Raw genomic sequence first — 15342 nt, 5'->3', positions numbered from 1 at the left:
CCACTCCGACGCTACTCCGGTGCGCGCTCGGTGATCGCGAATCGCCGCAAGGCCAGGCTGGGATTGACGGCCCGCACCTCGGCGAGGCGGTCGAGTTCGACGGTCGCGGTGAGCACACCGGGCTCTGCACCGAGTTCGGCGAGCACCGCCCCGGTGGGGTCGATGATCATGGACGCGCCCGCGCCGCGCGGGGCGGCCTGGTCGGCGGCCGCGACGTACACCGTGTTCTCGATGGCGCGCGCCCGCAGCAGGGTGGTCCACTGATCCACCTTGGCGGGACCGGGAATCCACTGCGCGGGCACCAGCAGCGCCTGCGCGCCCGCCGCGGCGAGACGCCGGAATCCTTCGGGGAAGCGCAGATCGAAGCAGGTCTGGACGCCGAAGGTGACGTCTCCCACGGTGAACACGGGCGGCGCGGTGAGGGCGCCGGGCTCCACCACGTCGGATTCGAGGTGGCCGAACGCGTCGTAGAGGTGCACCTTGCGGTAGCTGGCGACGAGGTCGCCGTCCGGCCCGTGCACGAGCAGCGTGTTGCGGATGCGATCGGCGCCGGGCGCGACCTGTTCGATCATGCCCGCCACCAGGTGGACCCCGAACTCGCGCGCGAGGCCGGCCAGTCCGGTGGCGAACGGCCCGGTGAGCGGCTCGGCGACGGCGACGACCCGCTCGTCGAGGCGCGTCACGGCGTACATCGAATACTCGGGCGCCGCCACCACCCGGGCGCCGCGGCGCGCCGCCTCGGCGACGTGGTCGCGCAGCGCGGCGAGGTTGTCCGCGGGCTCGGTCGTGGGCGCGAACTGCACCACCGCGACCGGCACCTGTGCGGCAAGGTGATTCCGATGCTCCGGCGCGTCGTTGGGTTGCATGGGTCTCACCGTATTGGCCCCGTGGCCGGAACGGCCACCGCGAGGCAGTAAACTCCTGGTCAATGAGTACCAATCAGGTCGACAGCGTTCCTGGCGACAACGACAGGGATTCGGGTGGGGACGAGGACACGGTCACCCACCCCGTCGGTCCTACCTTCGCCGATCTCGGCATCGATGACCGCATCCTGCGGGCCATCGCCGACGTCGGCTACGAGTCGCCCTCCCCGATCCAGGCGGCGACCATCCCCCCGCTGCTCGACGGCGCCGACGTGGTCGGCCTCGCGCAGACCGGTACGGGCAAGACCGCCGCGTTCGCCATCCCGATCCTCATGGGCCTGCAGGACTCCGGCAAGGAGCCCCGCGCGCTCGTGCTGGCCCCGACCCGTGAGCTGGCGATCCAGGTGGCCGAGGCCTTCGGCCGCTACGCCACCCACATGCCCGGCCTGCACGTGCTGCCGATCTACGGCGGCCAGTCCTACGGCGTGCAGCTGTCCGGGCTGCGCCGCGGCGCGCAGGTCGTGGTCGGCACGCCCGGCCGCGTGATCGATCACCTGGAGAAGGGCACGCTCGACCTGTCGAAGCTGCGCTACCTGGTGCTCGACGAGGCCGACGAGATGCTCAAGATGGGCTTCCAGGAGGACGTCGAGCGCATCCTCGCCGACACCCCCGCCGAGAAGCAGGTGGCGCTGTTCTCGGCCACCATGCCCTCGGCCATCCGCAAGATCTCCAAGCAGTACCTGCACGATCCGGTGGAGATCACGGTCAAGGCCAAGACCCAGACCAACACCAATATCTCCCAGCGCTGGGTGCAGGTGTCGCACCAGCGCAAGCTGGACGCGCTGACCAGGGTGCTCGAGGTGGAGACCTTCGAGGCCATGATCATCTTCGTGCGCACCAAGCAGGGCACCGAGGAGCTCGCCGAGAAGCTGCGCGCCCGCGGGTTCTCCGCGGCCGCCATCAACGGCGACATCGCGCAGAACCAGCGCGAGCGCACCATCGGCCAGCTCAAGTCGGGCGCCCTCGACATTCTGGTGGCCACCGACGTCGCGGCGCGCGGCCTGGACGTGGAGCGCATCTCGCACGTCGTGAACTACGACATCCCGCACGACACCGAGTCCTACGTGCACCGCATCGGCCGCACCGGGCGCGCCGGGCGCAGCGGTGAGGCGCTGCTGTTCGTGGCGCCGCGCGAACGCCACCTGCTCAAGGCGATCGAGCGCGCCACCCGCCACCCGCTGACCGAGATGCAGCTGCCCAGCGTGGAGGACGTGAACGCGCAGCGCGTGGCCAAATTCGGCGACGCGATCACCGAGAACCTCTCCTCGGCGAACCTGCCGCTGTTCCGCAAGCTCATCGAGGACTACGAGCGCGAGCACAACATCCCGCTGGTGGACATCGCGGCCGCGCTGGCCGTGGGCTCCTACGACGGCGACAACTTCTTCATGGAGCCCGAGCCGGAGCCGCAACGCCGCGAACGCCCGCTGCGCGAACGCCCGGCGCGCGCCTTCGACGAGGGACCGTCGCGGCACCGGGCCACCGGCGCGGAACTGGCGACCTACCGGATCAGCGTCGGCAAGCGGCACCGGGTGGTGCCGGGCGCGATCGTCGGCGCCATCGCCAACGAGGGCGGCCTGCGCCGCAGCGACTTCGGGCACATCAGCATCCGGCCGGACCACAGCCTGGTGGAGCTGCCCGCGCACCTGCCCGAGGAGACGCTGGAAGCGTTGCGCCGCACCAGGATCAGCGGTGTGCTGATCCAGCTGCAACTCGATTCCGGTCCGCCCTCGCACCGTCCGTTCACCCGCGGCCCGCGCCGCGACCGCGACGGCGGCAAGCGACCGGAGCGCCGCAAGCCACGCTCCTGAACCGGGCGGTGTCCACCGCGGCCGCGAGAAGTGGCTAAGGTGTTGCCGTTGTCCCGGCGTAGACACAGGAGGGGCGCGTTTGTTCGTGTTCGGTGATCGTGTCGTCTGCACCGCCGCTGATCTCGTGCGCGCGGCGCGCTGTGAGTTCGCGATGCTGCGCGCCCTCGACGCCGAACTGGGCACGGCGCCCGGCGAGCCCGCCGCCCCACCGCCGTTCGCGGCGCCGGGCGGCTACGACGATGCGCGCGAGCGCAGGCTGGCCGACCTGCGCGACCGCTACGGCGGCGCGCTGGTCGAGATCCGGCAGCCCTGGCAGAATCCGGACGACCCTGCGGCGCGAATGCGGGCGCTGAGCGACGCGCACGAGGCCACGGTGGCGGCGCTGCGCGACGGCGTGCCGGCCATCCGGGGCGCGGTGTTCTTCGACGGCCGATTCACCTGTTCCTGCGACGCCGTGGTGGCCGCCGGGTCGCGGTACACGGTGCACGTCACGGCGCCGACACCGCACGACCGGATGGCCGCCGCACTGGAAGCGGCCGCGTGCGCCGACGCGCTCACGGCGGCCGACGCGCGCAGCGAACCCGTGGTGCGGCTGTACCCACCCGGCGCCACGACGCCGCTCGCGGAGTTGCTGCCGGTTTACCAGGCGCGCAGGCGGCGACTGGAACGGATCGTGGACGAGCAGCTGGGCGAACTGCTACCCGTCCAGTGGGGCGATCCGAGGTATCTGGCGTGCGGACGCTGCCCCGTCTGTGTGCCCGAACTGACCGCCGCGCGCGACCCGCTGCTGGTGGCCGGGATGACCGGCACCGCGCGCGCCCGGTTGCGCGAGGCCGGGGCGAGCACCGTGGAACGGCTGGCCGGACTGGGGTCTGCCGTACCCGGCCTGCCGCCGCGCACGGTGAAGGCGCTGCGCAGGCAGGCCGAGATCCAGTCGCGCGCAGCGGATTCCGGCGGGCCGGTGTACGCGGTGCTGGACCCGGTGGCGCTGGGCGCGCTACCGCCCGCGTCGGACGGGGACCTGGCGCTGACCCTGTCGGTCGATACCGCAGGCGACCCCGCGAGCTTGGCGGTCGCCGGATACGAGGGCACGCTGCTGTCGTTCGACGCGGCGACGGACGGCGGCGTCGAGGGGCTGCGGTCGGCCCTGCGGCGCTTGTTCGGCCTGATCGAGCTGCGGCGCCGCACCTATCCGGATCTGCGTCTGTACCACCACACTTCGGCGGTGCGGGGCACGCTGACGCGCTGGACCGGCGCGCTGGGGGTCGGGGAGGAACCGCTCGACGAGTTGCTGCGCGCGGGTGCCGTGGTGGACCTGTATCCGATCGTGCGGGGCGCGGTGCTGGTCGCGACCACGTCGTACGACCTCGCGCGGCTGCGCCCGCTGGTCGGCGGCGAGGGCACGAAGACCGTACTGTGCCTGCGCGACTGGCTGCTGGACCTGGCCACCGAACACGACGCCCCGCCGTACCGCAACGACTCCGTCCCGCTCGGAACCGATCTCGGGCCGAGCCCCTCCTCCGTCGAAGCCGCGCTCGCGGAATACGCCGCGACGCAAGCCGATCCCCAGCACCCGGCGGCCGCGATGGCGGCGGCGCTGGGCTACCGGCGACGCGAACGGCAGGCGCTGTGGTTCGCGCACACCGACCGCCTCAGCCACCCGGTGCCGGAATGGCCCGACGCGCCAGGCGTTCTCGTCGCGGAGTGGGGCACCGTGGACACCAAGTGGCACCACAGTCCGCAGCGCGCCACCATGCGGCGCTACCTCACGGTGACCGGCCGCATCGGCACCGGCGACACGGGCGCGGGCATCCCCGCCCCCGGTGACACCGTCTACACCTTCTACGACCGCTCCGTCTCCCCCGGCATGAGCGGCGGGCCCGGCTTGCGCGCCACCACCACCGCGACCGTCCTGGGGTGCGCCGTCGACGCCGATTTCGACGACACGGTGCGCCTCGAGGAACATCTCCCCGCGGGCTGCGCTCCCTTCGACGATCTCCCCATCGCCCTCGCGCCCGCGTTGCCGCCCTGGGACGAAAACGCCGAAGCCGCCAGGGAATCGGCGGCCCAGCACCTGTTGATGACGCTGCCGCGCATCCCCGAGGGCGCGCTGTTCGACATTCTCGCCCGGCGCGCGCCGCGCCTGCACGGCGATGCCGCGCTGCCCGAGGTGCACGGCGACCACGCCGCGGCCGTCACGGCGGCGGCCAGGGCGCTGGACGGGTCCTACGTGGTGGTGCAGGGCCCCTCGGGCACCGGGAAGAACTCGACGCTCGCGCGCGTGCTGGAGCGGCTGGTGGTGCGCGACCGGTGGCGCATCGGCATTGTGGCGCAGGCACATTCGACGGTGGAGAACCTGCTCGACGCGATCGTGACGATCGGCGTACTGCCCGAGCTCGTCGCCAAGCGCGACGCCGAATCCGTCGCGCCGGAATGGGCGGTGGTGGAGGCCGCACGGTTCCCGCGTTTCCTGGACAACGCCGTCAACGGCTGCGTGATCGGCGGTCTGCCCGCCGATTTCGCCGACGACGCCGTGGTGCCCACCGAGAGCCTGGACCTGCTGGTGATCGCCGACGCGGGCCGCTTCCCGCTGGCCGAGACGGCGGCCGTGGCGGGCAGCGCGCGCAATCTGCTGCTGCTCGGCGATCCGGCGCCCGCGCTCAGCCGCGCCGGACATCCGGCGCCGGTGGGCGATTCGGTGCTGGACTGGCTGCTCGACGGCCGCAACACGGTGCCCGCCGAGCGCGGCTACTTCCTGGACCGCACCTGGCGCATGCATCCGCGCGTGTGCGAACCGATTTCGCGGCTCTACTACGACGGACGGCTGCGCTCCAACGAAACCGTGGCCCTGGCAAGGACTCTCGACGGTCTGGCGCCCGGGATCGGCACGATCCTGGTCGAGCACCGGGGCGACGCGACCGAATCGGTGGCCGAGGCGCGCGAAGTGGTGCGCCAGGTGCGCGCCCTGCTGGGCATGTCGTGGACGGCGGGCACGACGACCCGGCGGCTGCATCCGCACGACATCTTCGTCATCGCGCCCTACGGCGCGCAGGTGGGGCGCATCCGGAGCATGCTGGCGCGCGCCAAGATCGAGGACGTGCTGGTGGGCACGGCCGAGAAGTTCCGCGGCCGGGAGGCGGCGGTGGTCCTGCTGTCGATGACGACCTCGAGCCCCGCCGACGCGCCGCACGGGATGTCATTCCTGTTGTCGCGCGGGCTCGTTCGCGCCGCGCTCAGCCGCGCGATGTGGCGCGCGGTGATCATCCGGTCCCCGCTGCTCACCGAGTATCTGCCCGCGACACCGCGCGAGGTCGCCGAGCTCGCCGGGTTCCTCAGCCTCGGCTGAGCGTCAGCCGAAGTTCTTTCCCTCACCGCGATAGGTCGGCACCGTGACGCGCGAGCCGTCGGATTCGACCAGGTGCACCTCGTCGAACCGCTCGCACAGTTCGCCCGCCTTGGCGTGCCGGAACCACACGCGGTCACCGATGCGCAGTTCCGCGGCGGCCTTCAACGGCGTCTGCACCTCGCCCGCCCCTTCGGTGCCGATCAGGCGTAAACCGTTGGGCCACACAGGCTTCGGCACGCGAGTCGGACCGGCCGGACCGGACGCGATGTATCCGCCCGCGAAGACCGTGGCGATGGACGGCGCCGGCTTGCGCAGCACCGAGGTCGCGAAGAACAGCGCGGGGCGCGGGGTGAAGGCGCGGTAGTGGTCGAACAGCGTGGGCACGTAGAGGCCCGACCCCGCGGTCACCTCGGTCACGTCGGGATCGACCACGCTGACCTCGATCGACCCACTGCCGCCGCTGTTGACGATCTCGAGCGGGCCGGTCACCGAACGCACCGCGTCGACCACGGCCCTGCGGCGTTTGGTGATCTCGGCCGCCGAGGCGCGCTTGACCAGCCGCACCGCGATATTGCTGTCGGGCAGGCCCGCGATCTGCGCTTCGTAGGTCATCACGCCGACCACCCGGAACCCGCGCTCTAGCGCGGCGCGGGCCAGGGCGGCGGCCTGGTCGGGGGTGCGCACCGGGGAGCGCCGCACGCCCAGGTGCACCGGACCGATGCGCAGCGAGGCGTCGACGTCCAGGCAGACGCGGGGGTGCACGCGGTCGGAGCCGACGGCGGTGCGGATGAAGTCGAGTTGATCGACGTCGTCGACCATCAGGGTGATCGAATCGAGCAGCGTCTCGTCGGCCGCGAGTTCGGCCAGCGCGGCCCGATCGACGCTCGGGTAGCCGAGCAGGACGTCGCGGGCGCCGAGGCCGACGAGCCAGATCGCCTCGCGCAGCGAATAGGACATGATCCCGGCGAATCCGCCGTCGGCGGTGAGTCCCGCATCCAGCACGGTCTCCAGGATCGCGCGGCAGCGGACGGATTTGCTCGCGACGCGGATCGGGACCCCGCCCGCGCGGCGGGCCAGGTCGGCGGCGTTGGCGCGCAGCGCAGTCAGATCGAGGGCGGCCAGCGGCGGGTCCAGCTCCGCGGTGGCCGCGTGCAGACCGGCGATCGGCGATATCTCGCTCACCGGATCCACTCAACCACCCAACTGGTCACATGTCCAGTATCGAGCGGGAATGTCGTCAGACTTCGACCGCGCGGCCGGCCAGGCCGGTGACCAGGTCGTCGAGCACCACCAGCGTGGTCTCGTCATCGCAATCGGCCAGCCAGCGCAGGACCGTGCCCTGCAACACCGAGACGACGTAAGCGGCGATCGCGTCGACGGGCTCGATCCACTGCGCGCCCGAGCGGCGCGCACACAGTTCCAAGAACTCGGCGACTTCGCCGTCCATCTGACGGAACCAGGCGGAGGCGACCGGGTCGGGCACGCATTCCGACTGCTCCTCCCACCGCTCGCGCAGGGTCTGCACGGTCTCCTCGTAGGCGCGGATCGACTTGGTCGGCGCGGCCTTGACCTGCGGCCAGTAGGCCGTCACGCCGGCGTGCAGCAGGACCCGCAGCGCCCGCACTCCGGTGATATCGAGCGAGGCGGCCGCCTTCTCGACGGCCTCGCAGAGGGCCGGTCGCAACCGGCCCTCGACTGTTTCTCCACGTACGCTCAACGACGACTCCCTCGGGATGAGATCACGCGCCGTCGCACCGGCGCGTCTCGCTGAACTCGGACGGGCAACCCTGACAATCCCTGGATTGTCCGGTCCAACGTTCATCAATGGTAGAGGGTTTTCGGGGTTTGAGAACGGGTTCGGTGGGTATTTCCAAACTGGAAGAATGTTTTGTTATCCAAACGGAATGACTCCGCAACGCCGCGGTGCCCCCATTCCGCTGCCGCTCCCTGCGCCCGTCACGGCCCCTCGCGGCCGTGACACACGCTTGTTCCACAGTACGGATGGACAGACGACACCCCCGCATTCTGTGGCCGATCACACAGTGACTACGGACAAACCGGACGCCGAACCCGACATTCACCCCTCGCTCCGGCGCTACCCGCCCGCCATCGGCGGTCGATAGCCTGGACCGGTGACCCTCACCCCACCCGCCGACACGCCCCCCACCGACCATTTCCTCGTCCCCGGGACGTTCAACTTCCGCGACACCGGCGGCCTGCGCACCGAGGACGGCGCGACCGTGCGCCCCGGGGTGCTGTTGCGCTCGGCGCAACTGAGCGGCCTCGACGGCGACGGGCACCGGGTGCTGCGCGACCTGCGCGTCACCGATGTGTTCGACCTGCGCGGCCCGGCCGAGATCGACCACGTCGGCCACGACAACCTGCCCGGTGACGTGCGGCTCACCATCACCCCGTTCGACACCCGGATGGGCGAGACCCCGCCGCACGACGCGCAGACCTCCGCGGCCCGCATCCACATGATCGAGGTCTACCGGGCCTTCCCCACCCTGCCCGAATCGCACGCCGCGATCACCGCGATCGCCCGGACCCTGGTGGACGGCGAGGGCGCGGTACTGGTGCATTGCGCGGCGGGCAAGGACCGCACCGGCTGGGCGGTGGCCACGCTGCTGCGCGCGGTGGGCGTCACCGAGGACGAGGTGTTCGGCGACTTCCTGCTCAGCAATCACGCGGTGCCCGCGCTGCGCGCGATGATCGCGCCGAAGCTGGCGGCCGGCGCGAACGTGTCCGACGATCTGCTCGGCGTGCATCCCGAGTACCTGCGCACCGCGCTCGACGCGGCGGTCTCGCACTTCGGCGATTTCGACAGCTACCTCGAGGCGGCCGGGCTGACGGATCCGCTGCGCGAGCGGCTGCGCGAGCGCATGCTGCGCTGACGCGACGCAATCGCCGGCCGCTCACGCTGTTTCGCGCCGGACCAGGCCGTCGGCCCCGATGCGCACCTGGTCGCCGGTGTGGAACCAGGTGCCGGTGAAGCGGTGCGCGGTGGCCTCGGGATCGTTCCAGTACCGCCGCGTGACATTCGGCCCGCGACACAGCAATTCGCCACACCCCAGTTCGGCGCGCGGACCCCACAGCGCCAATTCCGTACCGCCGAACGGGAATCCGAGCACGGTGGCCGAATCGTCCTGCGCCACCGTGTCGTCCACGGCCAGCCCGATGCCGCTGGTCTCGGTGGCGCCCCACACCGACCACTGCCGCGCCTCGGGGAAGGCGTCGCGCAGCGCGGTCACCGATTCGGCGGGCACCGGCGTGCGATGCCCGGCGTTGCTGATGCGGCGCACCCGCGCGGTGTCCAGGCCCTCGCCGCGCAGTGCGGCCAGGTGCGGCAGCAGTCCGGCGAACAGCCGCGGTGTGCCCGAGACCATATCGATCCGCTCGGTGACGAGCGCCTCGGCCAGGCGGCCGGTGTCGGGGGCCAGCACGACGGTGCCGCCGACCGCGAAGGTGGGCAGCAGCTGGTCGACGCAGCCGCTGGCGTGGGCCAGGGGCAGCAGCACCAGGTTGCGCAGGCCGTCGGCGGGCAGGTCCAGCGCCCCGACCACCGACCGGATCGCCGAGAGCAGGTTCTCGTTGGTCAGCTCCACGCCGCGGCGGGTGCCGCTGGTGTAGCAGAGCAGGGCCAGATCGCCCAGCGCGGCGCCGTCGTCGATGAACGCGGCGCCGTCGGGCAGGTCCGCGTCGCCGTCCCCGAGCACGAAATCGGCTCCGGCGTCGGCGATCACGCGCTCGGCGACCGGGCCGGGCAGGGCGTGATCGACCAGCACCGGCACCGCGCCGCTGAGCAGGGCGCCGAGGAAGGACCGCACCCAGCGGACGCCGACCGGCAGGTGCACGGCCACCCGGTCGCCGTAGCCGATGCCGTGCTCCTGCAACCCGCCCGCGATCCGGGAGGCCGAATGCCACAGCTCCCGGTAGGTCAGGCGCGGGCCGCCGAGTTCCACGACGGCCTCGCGATTCGAGAACGCGTGCACCTGCAGATCGAGCAGTTCGGTCAGCGCCGGGGTGAGGTTGCCGTACCGCAGCACCCCGTCCGCGCCCCTGGCCAGGGGATTGTCGCGCGCGAGCGGGCGATTCAGGGGGTACTCGACCAAGATCTGCTGCGACATGTGTCCTCCGCGCGGTGCCTCGAGCTGCCAGGCACCTGCGACTATATGACGCGGATCACATTTTCGCGGCGATTAGTGGCCGACCGTGTCCGGCCCGTCATGTCCCGGAGTAGGTCGCCTTGCCCGGACCGACCTCGAGGAAGCTGCGCACGGCGCCGCGCAGATCCTCGGTCGCGAACAGTGCGCCCGACACCTCCGGCGTCACCGAATCCGCGTGCGCCACACCGCCGGAACGCCACGCCTCGATGATCCGTTTGGTCGCCGCGTGCGCCTTGGTCGGCCCGTCGGCCAGGCGGTGGGCCAGCGCCCGCGCGGCCGCGTCGACATCGTCGTGCACGGCGTTGACCACGCCCCAGTCCGCCATCGTCGCCGCGTCGTAGAGATCGCCCGTCATCACGAATTCGCGGGCCCGCCCCGAGCCCGCGCGCTCGGCCAGCCGCTGCGGGCCGCCCATCGAGGGCGTCAGCCCGACCACGGTCTCCACCAGACCGAACTTCGCGCGCGGCGCGGCCAGGATGATGTCGCAGGCCAGCGCGATCTCGAACGCGGCGGTGAGGGTCAGGCCGTGCGCGGCGAACACCACCGGGCACGGCAGCGCCTCGATCGGGTGGATGATCTGGGCGAACAGCGTCTGCCACAGTTCGGCGCCCTGCTCCTCGGTGAGGCCGTCGAACACGTGCACGTCCACCCCGCCGGAGACGACCTTGCCCTCGGCCCGCAACAGCAGCGCGCGCGGCGGTTTCGCGCTCAGTTCGGCGAAATCGGCGGCCAGCGCGTCCAGCATCGCCCGGTCGAAGAGGTTCAGCGGCGGATGGGCCAGGGTCAGCACGGCCACTTCCGCACCGCCACCGGTGTTCTCGCGGTCCAGTCGGGTCGCCTTCGAATCAGTCATGCCGTCAGCCTAGAACCGCGGGCCCGCCGATCTGCCAGACTGGCGGGGTGAGCGAGGCGGTATCGGAGAGCGGTTCCTACGTGGAACCCGGTGAGTTCAAGCGGGACACGAACTACATCACCACGCGGATCACGGCCGACGGCCGCGACGGCTACCCCGTCGAGCCCGGACGCTACCGGCTGATCGCGGCCCGCGCCTGCCCGTGGGCCAACCGCACGCTGATCGTGCGCAGGCTGCTCGGCCTCGAGGACGTGCTCTCGCTCGGACTGTGCGGGCCCACCCACGACAAGTACAGCTGGACCTTCGATCTCGATCGCGACGGCGTCGACCCGGTACTCGGCATCCCGCGCCTGCGCGAGGCGTACCTGGCGCGGTTCCCCGACTATCCGCGCGGCATCACCGTGCCCGCGATCGTCGACGTGCCGACCGGACAGGTCGTGACCAACGACTACGCGCAGATCACCCTCGATTTCTCGACCGAATGGAGCGCCTACCACCGCCCCGGCGCGCCACAGCTGTATCCGGAGCATTTGCGCGAGGAGATCGACGCGATCAACGCCGTGGTGTTCCGCGAGGTGAACAACGGCGTGTACCGCTGCGGGTTCGCCGGATCGCAGGAGGCCTACGACGCCGCCTACGACCGGCTGTTCACCCAGCTCGACGCGCTCTCGGCGCGGCTGGCCGGACAGCGCTACCTGGTGGGCGACACCATCACCGAGGCCGACGTGCGGCTGTTCACCACGCTGGTGCGGTTCGATCCCGTGTACCACGGCCACTTCAAGTGCAACCGGCAGAAGCTGAGTGAGATGCCGGTGCTGTGGGCCTACGCCCGCGACCTCTACCAGACGCCCGGTTTCGGCGACACCGTCGATTTCGGGCAGATCAAGACCCACTACTACGTGGTGCACACCGATATCAACCCCACCCGCATCGTGCCCAAGGGCCCCGAACTCACCGATTGGCTCACCCCGCACGGGCGCGACGCGCTCGGTGGCAGGCCCTTCGGCGACGGCACCCCGCCTCCGCCACCCCCGCTCTCGGAACGTGTGCCCGCGCTGCGCGGCCCGCAGTTGTGACGACGTTCGCTCCGGCGTATCCGGGGAACCCCGGTCGGGAAGCGGTTCGTTGTCGTGTTGGGCTGGTACACGACCGGTGCCATAGAGTTCTGCCAGCGAAGGCTGAGACTTAAGGGGTGTTGCCGATGAGGCACAGCGCGTTCGAGAAGACCGTGGTCGCGTTGCTCGAAAACGGGTCGAAGCTGCAAGCGCCCGCCGTGGAGAAGTACATCGATCGCATCCGGCGGGCCCACCCCGACGAGACCCCGGCGCAGGTCGCCACCCGTATCGAACGGCAGTACCTGCTCGCGGTCACCGGCAGCGGCACGGCAGCGGGCGCGACCGCGGCCATGCCCGGCGTCGGCACCGTCGCCTCGCTGGCCACCATCACCGCGGAGACCGCGTTCTTCCTGGAGGCCTCCGCCCTGTACACGCTGGCCGTCGCCGCCATCCACGGCGTCGCGCCCGAGGCCAAGGAGCAGCGCAGGGCGCTGGTGCTCGCGGTGGTGCTCGGCGATTCCGGCATGGAGATCGTGGAGAAGTCGGTCGGGCACTCCGCCAAGAACTGGGGCACCCTGCTGGCCAACCACGTGCCCGGCCTGGCCGGGATGAACGACTCGCTGATGAAGCGGTTCATCGTCCGGTTCCTCACCAAGCGGATGGCGCTGATGGCGGGCAAGGTGATCCCGATGGGCATCGGCGCGGTGATCGGCGGCGTCGGCAACCGCGCGCTCGGCAAGACCACGATCGTCAACGCGCACAAGGCGTTCGGGCCCGCGCCGCGGGTGTGGCCCGCCAGCAGGCAGCTGGTGATCGACGCCGAGCCGCTCCCCGCGCTGGAGGCGCCGCAGCAGCCCGTCGATCCGCGATGACGGCGGCCAGGCAGGTGCTAGCCGCGCGCGGGCTCGGCAGGCGATTCGAGATGTACGCGGCGGTCACCGACGTGTCGTTCAGCGTCGCGGCGGGCAGTGTCGCGGCACTGGTCGGTCCGGCGGGGGCCGGCAAGACCACGCTGGTGCGAATGCTGCTCGGGCTGCTCGAACCGACCTCCGGCTCGGCCGAGGTCGCGGGCCGCACGATCCCCGCCACCATCTCCGACGATCCGCGCGAAGACGCGGCGGCGCAGGTGGGCGGGATGCTCGTGCCGCGCGGTCTGCATCCCGCCCGCGGCGCCCGCGACCACCTGCTGGTGTACGCGGCGGCGGTGAATGTCCCCGACACGCGCGTGGACGCGGTGCTCGAGACCGTGGGGCTCACCGACGCGGCACGGATCGCGGCGAGCGCGCTCTCGGTCGGACAGCAGACCCGGCTGGCGCTGGCGACCGCGCTGCTCACCGACCCCCAGCTGCTGATCCTGGACGAACCGACCGAGGGCCTGGACGGCGCCGAGCGCGGCTGGTTGCACGATTTCCTGCGCAGGCACGCCCGGCGCGGTGGGTCGGCGCTGCTCACCGCGCGCAGTCTCGCGGCCGTGGTGCCGATGTCGGATCAGCTGATCGTGCTCTGCGGCGGTTCCGTGGTGTACCAGGGAACGCCGGCCACGCTGCGGCGCGGCCACCCCGACCGGTTGGTCGTCGCGTCGTCGTCCCCCGTCGCGCTGGCCACCGCGCTCGCCGCACGCGGGCACACCGACGCCGTCATCCGGCCCGACGGACGGCTCGCCGTCGCCGAGACAACCGAGGCCCAGCTGCACGAGGCCGCCGCGGCCGCCGGGGTGCGGCTGGACAGCGTGACGCCCGATCCGATCCACCCCGACCGGGTGCTGGCCTCGCTCGTCAAACCCGCCGCGCCGCCCGTGCTGCAGGGCGCGGCCGTCCACCGTCCGCCGACGCCCTACGGGATCCCGCGATGATGCTGCTGCCCCCGGACCTCGTGCCCACCGTGAACTCCGAGGTCCGCAAGGTCTCCACGCTGCGCCGCAACTGGTTGCTCGCCGCGGGGCTGCCCGCGGTGGCGCTGGTCGCGGCCACCACGACGGCGCTGACGGCCGGGCCCACCGACCCCGAGGCGAACCCGGCCACCGGCGCCGCCACCATCGGGCTCTACCTCGCGTTGCTCGCCACGATCCTCACCGCGGCCGCGGTCGGCGCGGCGGGAGCCGGCGGGGAGTTCCGTTACCGGTCGATGCCGCTGACCGCGCTGTTCACCCCCGACCGTGACCGGATCGCGGCGGCCAAGGCGCTGGTGACCGGCGCGGGCGCGCTGGCCGTGGCGCTGATAGTCGAAATCGTCGTGCTCGTCTGCCTTTTCGCGTTCGGGCGCGGCAAGATCGCCTTCGGCGGACAGCTGTTCGCGGTGTGCGGGATCGGATTGCTCGCGGTGGTGTGCTGGGCGCTGATCGGCACCGCCGCCGGGCTGCTGCTGCGCCAGTCGACGGGGGCGGTGGCGCTGATCCTGGGCTGGCTGCTGTTCGCCGAACCGCTGATCTGGGTGATCGCCGACGCCATGGGCCTGGGCGGCCTGGTCACCCTGCTCCCCGGCTCGGCCACCGTCGGCGCCGTCGCCGTCGGCTCCTTCCCCGACAGCGACATCCTCGCCCCCACCCCCGCCGCCTTCGTCGTCCTACTGCTGTGGACCGTCGCTCTCTCCGCCGCCGCCTGGTGGCACCTGCGCACCCGCGCCGTCTGACCTGATCCCGCTGCGCACGCCGTCGGAGCGACCGCCGCGCAGCAGCTGGAGGATCTGCGTGACGCCGTGCTCCACCTGCCGCACCTGGGTGCCCAGGGCGCCGATGCTCCGTTCCATGGTGTCGAGGCGTTGGCCCATGTTGTCCAGGCGTTGGTCCATGGTGTCCAGGCGTTGGTCCATGGTGTCCAGGCGTTGGTTCATTGTGTCCAGCCGTCCGTCGATGGCGTCCAAGCGCCCGTCCACCGCATCCAAGCGCCCGTCGATGGCGTCCAAGCGCCCGTCCACCGCATCCAAGCGCCCGTCGATGACGTCCAAGCGCCCGTCCACCGCATCCAAGCGCCCGTCGATGACGTCCAAGCGCCCGTCCATGGCGTCCAGGCGCAGATCTTGTTTGTGGAACCGTTTGTCGATTCGGCGGAAGCCGCGATCCATCTTCTGTTCCAGGACCGCGACCTGTTCGTAGACGTCGTCGACGTCGTGGCGAAGCTGCTGGTAGCGCCGTGTGAACTCCCCCTGCGTGGTCATGCGAGCGACGGTAGACCGAGTTTCGCGACCTGCCAAGC

At 71.6% G+C, this 15342-nt stretch carries 13 protein-coding genes; 7 read left to right on the top strand and 6 right to left on the bottom strand.

Going from position 1 to position 15342, the window contains the following annotated elements; genetic code table 11:
* Positions 1-11: 11 nt before the first annotated feature.
* Complete coding sequence (locus tag OHB21_RS16160) at positions 12-866, bottom strand: carbon-nitrogen hydrolase family protein (RefSeq protein ID WP_195124813.1); 855 nt, start codon at positions 864-866, stop codon at positions 12-14.
* A gap of 62 nt (positions 867-928) precedes the next feature.
* On the opposite strand from OHB21_RS16160, the gene OHB21_RS16155 reads away from it, so the two are divergent.
* Positions 929-2731: a DEAD/DEAH box helicase gene (locus tag OHB21_RS16155; RefSeq protein WP_195124812.1), complete on the top strand. Its 1803-nt coding sequence runs from the start codon at positions 929-931 to the stop codon at positions 2729-2731.
* Positions 2732-2816: 85 nt separating this feature from the next.
* The gene (locus OHB21_RS16150; RefSeq protein WP_232331805.1) at positions 2817-6077 is read left to right on the top strand and encodes a bifunctional RecB family nuclease/DEAD/DEAH box helicase; all 3261 of its coding nucleotides are present in this window, start codon (positions 2817-2819) and stop codon (positions 6075-6077) included.
* Between the two features lie 3 nt (positions 6078-6080).
* On the opposite strand, the gene OHB21_RS16145 is transcribed toward OHB21_RS16150, so the two are convergent.
* Both OHB21_RS16145 and OHB21_RS16140 read right to left on the bottom strand, forming a co-directional pair.
* On the bottom strand, positions 6081-7268 hold the full coding sequence (locus tag OHB21_RS16145) for an amino acid deaminase/aldolase (RefSeq protein ID WP_407675215.1): 1188 nt from the start codon (positions 7266-7268) through the stop codon (positions 6081-6083).
* A gap of 46 nt (positions 7269-7314) precedes the next feature.
* Positions 7315-7794 carry a TetR family transcriptional regulator gene (locus OHB21_RS16140; RefSeq protein ID WP_228789046.1) on the bottom strand — a complete coding sequence of 160 codons (480 nt, stop codon included), beginning with the start codon at positions 7792-7794 and terminating at the stop codon, positions 7315-7317.
* Between the two features lie 415 nt (positions 7795-8209).
* On the opposite strand from OHB21_RS16140, the gene OHB21_RS16135 reads away from it, so the two are divergent.
* On the top strand, positions 8210-8971 hold the full coding sequence (locus OHB21_RS16135) for a tyrosine-protein phosphatase (protein WP_067511061.1): 762 nt from the start codon (positions 8210-8212) through the stop codon (positions 8969-8971).
* Positions 8972-8992: 21 nt separating this feature from the next.
* Here OHB21_RS16135 and OHB21_RS16130 read toward each other — a convergent pair whose 3' ends face one another.
* Together OHB21_RS16130 and OHB21_RS16125 are read right to left on the bottom strand one after the other, a co-directional pair.
* On the bottom strand, positions 8993-10204 hold the full coding sequence (locus OHB21_RS16130) for a class I adenylate-forming enzyme family protein (protein WP_067511062.1): 1212 nt from the start codon (positions 10202-10204) through the stop codon (positions 8993-8995).
* Between the two features lie 97 nt (positions 10205-10301).
* Positions 10302-11096, bottom strand: a complete 795-nt coding sequence (locus OHB21_RS16125; RefSeq protein ID WP_067511063.1) for an enoyl-CoA hydratase/isomerase family protein — start codon at positions 11094-11096, stop codon at positions 10302-10304.
* Positions 11097-11143: 47 nt separating this feature from the next.
* Between OHB21_RS16125 and OHB21_RS16120 the strand changes: the two genes are divergently transcribed.
* The 4 genes from OHB21_RS16120 to OHB21_RS16105 all read left to right on the top strand — a co-directional run bounded on the left by OHB21_RS16120 (position 11144) and on the right by OHB21_RS16105 (position 14779).
* Positions 11144-12172 carry a glutathione S-transferase family protein gene (locus OHB21_RS16120; protein WP_067511064.1) on the top strand — a complete coding sequence of 343 codons (1029 nt, stop codon included), beginning with the start codon at positions 11144-11146 and terminating at the stop codon, positions 12170-12172.
* Between the two features lie 125 nt (positions 12173-12297).
* Complete coding sequence (locus OHB21_RS16115) at positions 12298-13023, top strand: hypothetical protein (RefSeq protein WP_067511065.1); 726 nt, start codon at positions 12298-12300, stop codon at positions 13021-13023.
* On the top strand, positions 13020-14003 hold the full coding sequence (locus OHB21_RS16110) for an ABC transporter ATP-binding protein (RefSeq protein ID WP_195124811.1): 984 nt from the start codon (positions 13020-13022) through the stop codon (positions 14001-14003). The genes OHB21_RS16115 and OHB21_RS16110 overlap by 4 nt, the downstream gene beginning before the upstream one ends.
* Positions 14000-14779 (top strand): ABC transporter permease, encoded by a 780-nt coding sequence (locus OHB21_RS16105; RefSeq protein WP_195124810.1) that lies wholly within the window; start codon positions 14000-14002, stop codon positions 14777-14779. Before OHB21_RS16110 ends, OHB21_RS16105 begins: the two co-directional genes overlap by 4 nt.
* Here the strand turns inward: OHB21_RS16105 and OHB21_RS16100 are convergent.
* On the bottom strand, positions 14714-15304 hold the full coding sequence (locus tag OHB21_RS16100; protein ID WP_195124809.1) for a hypothetical protein: 591 nt from the start codon (positions 15302-15304) through the stop codon (positions 14714-14716). The genes OHB21_RS16105 and OHB21_RS16100 overlap by 66 nt on opposite strands.
* Between the last annotated feature and the right edge of the window lie 38 nt (positions 15305-15342).

The sequence above is a fragment of the Nocardia puris genome, from assembly GCF_036051655.1.
GTDB classification, from domain to species: Bacteria; Actinomycetota; Actinomycetes; order Mycobacteriales; family Mycobacteriaceae; genus Nocardia; species Nocardia puris.
Note: the sequence above shows the minus strand (reverse complement) of the source record. Positions and strands in the feature narration are given on the sequence as shown.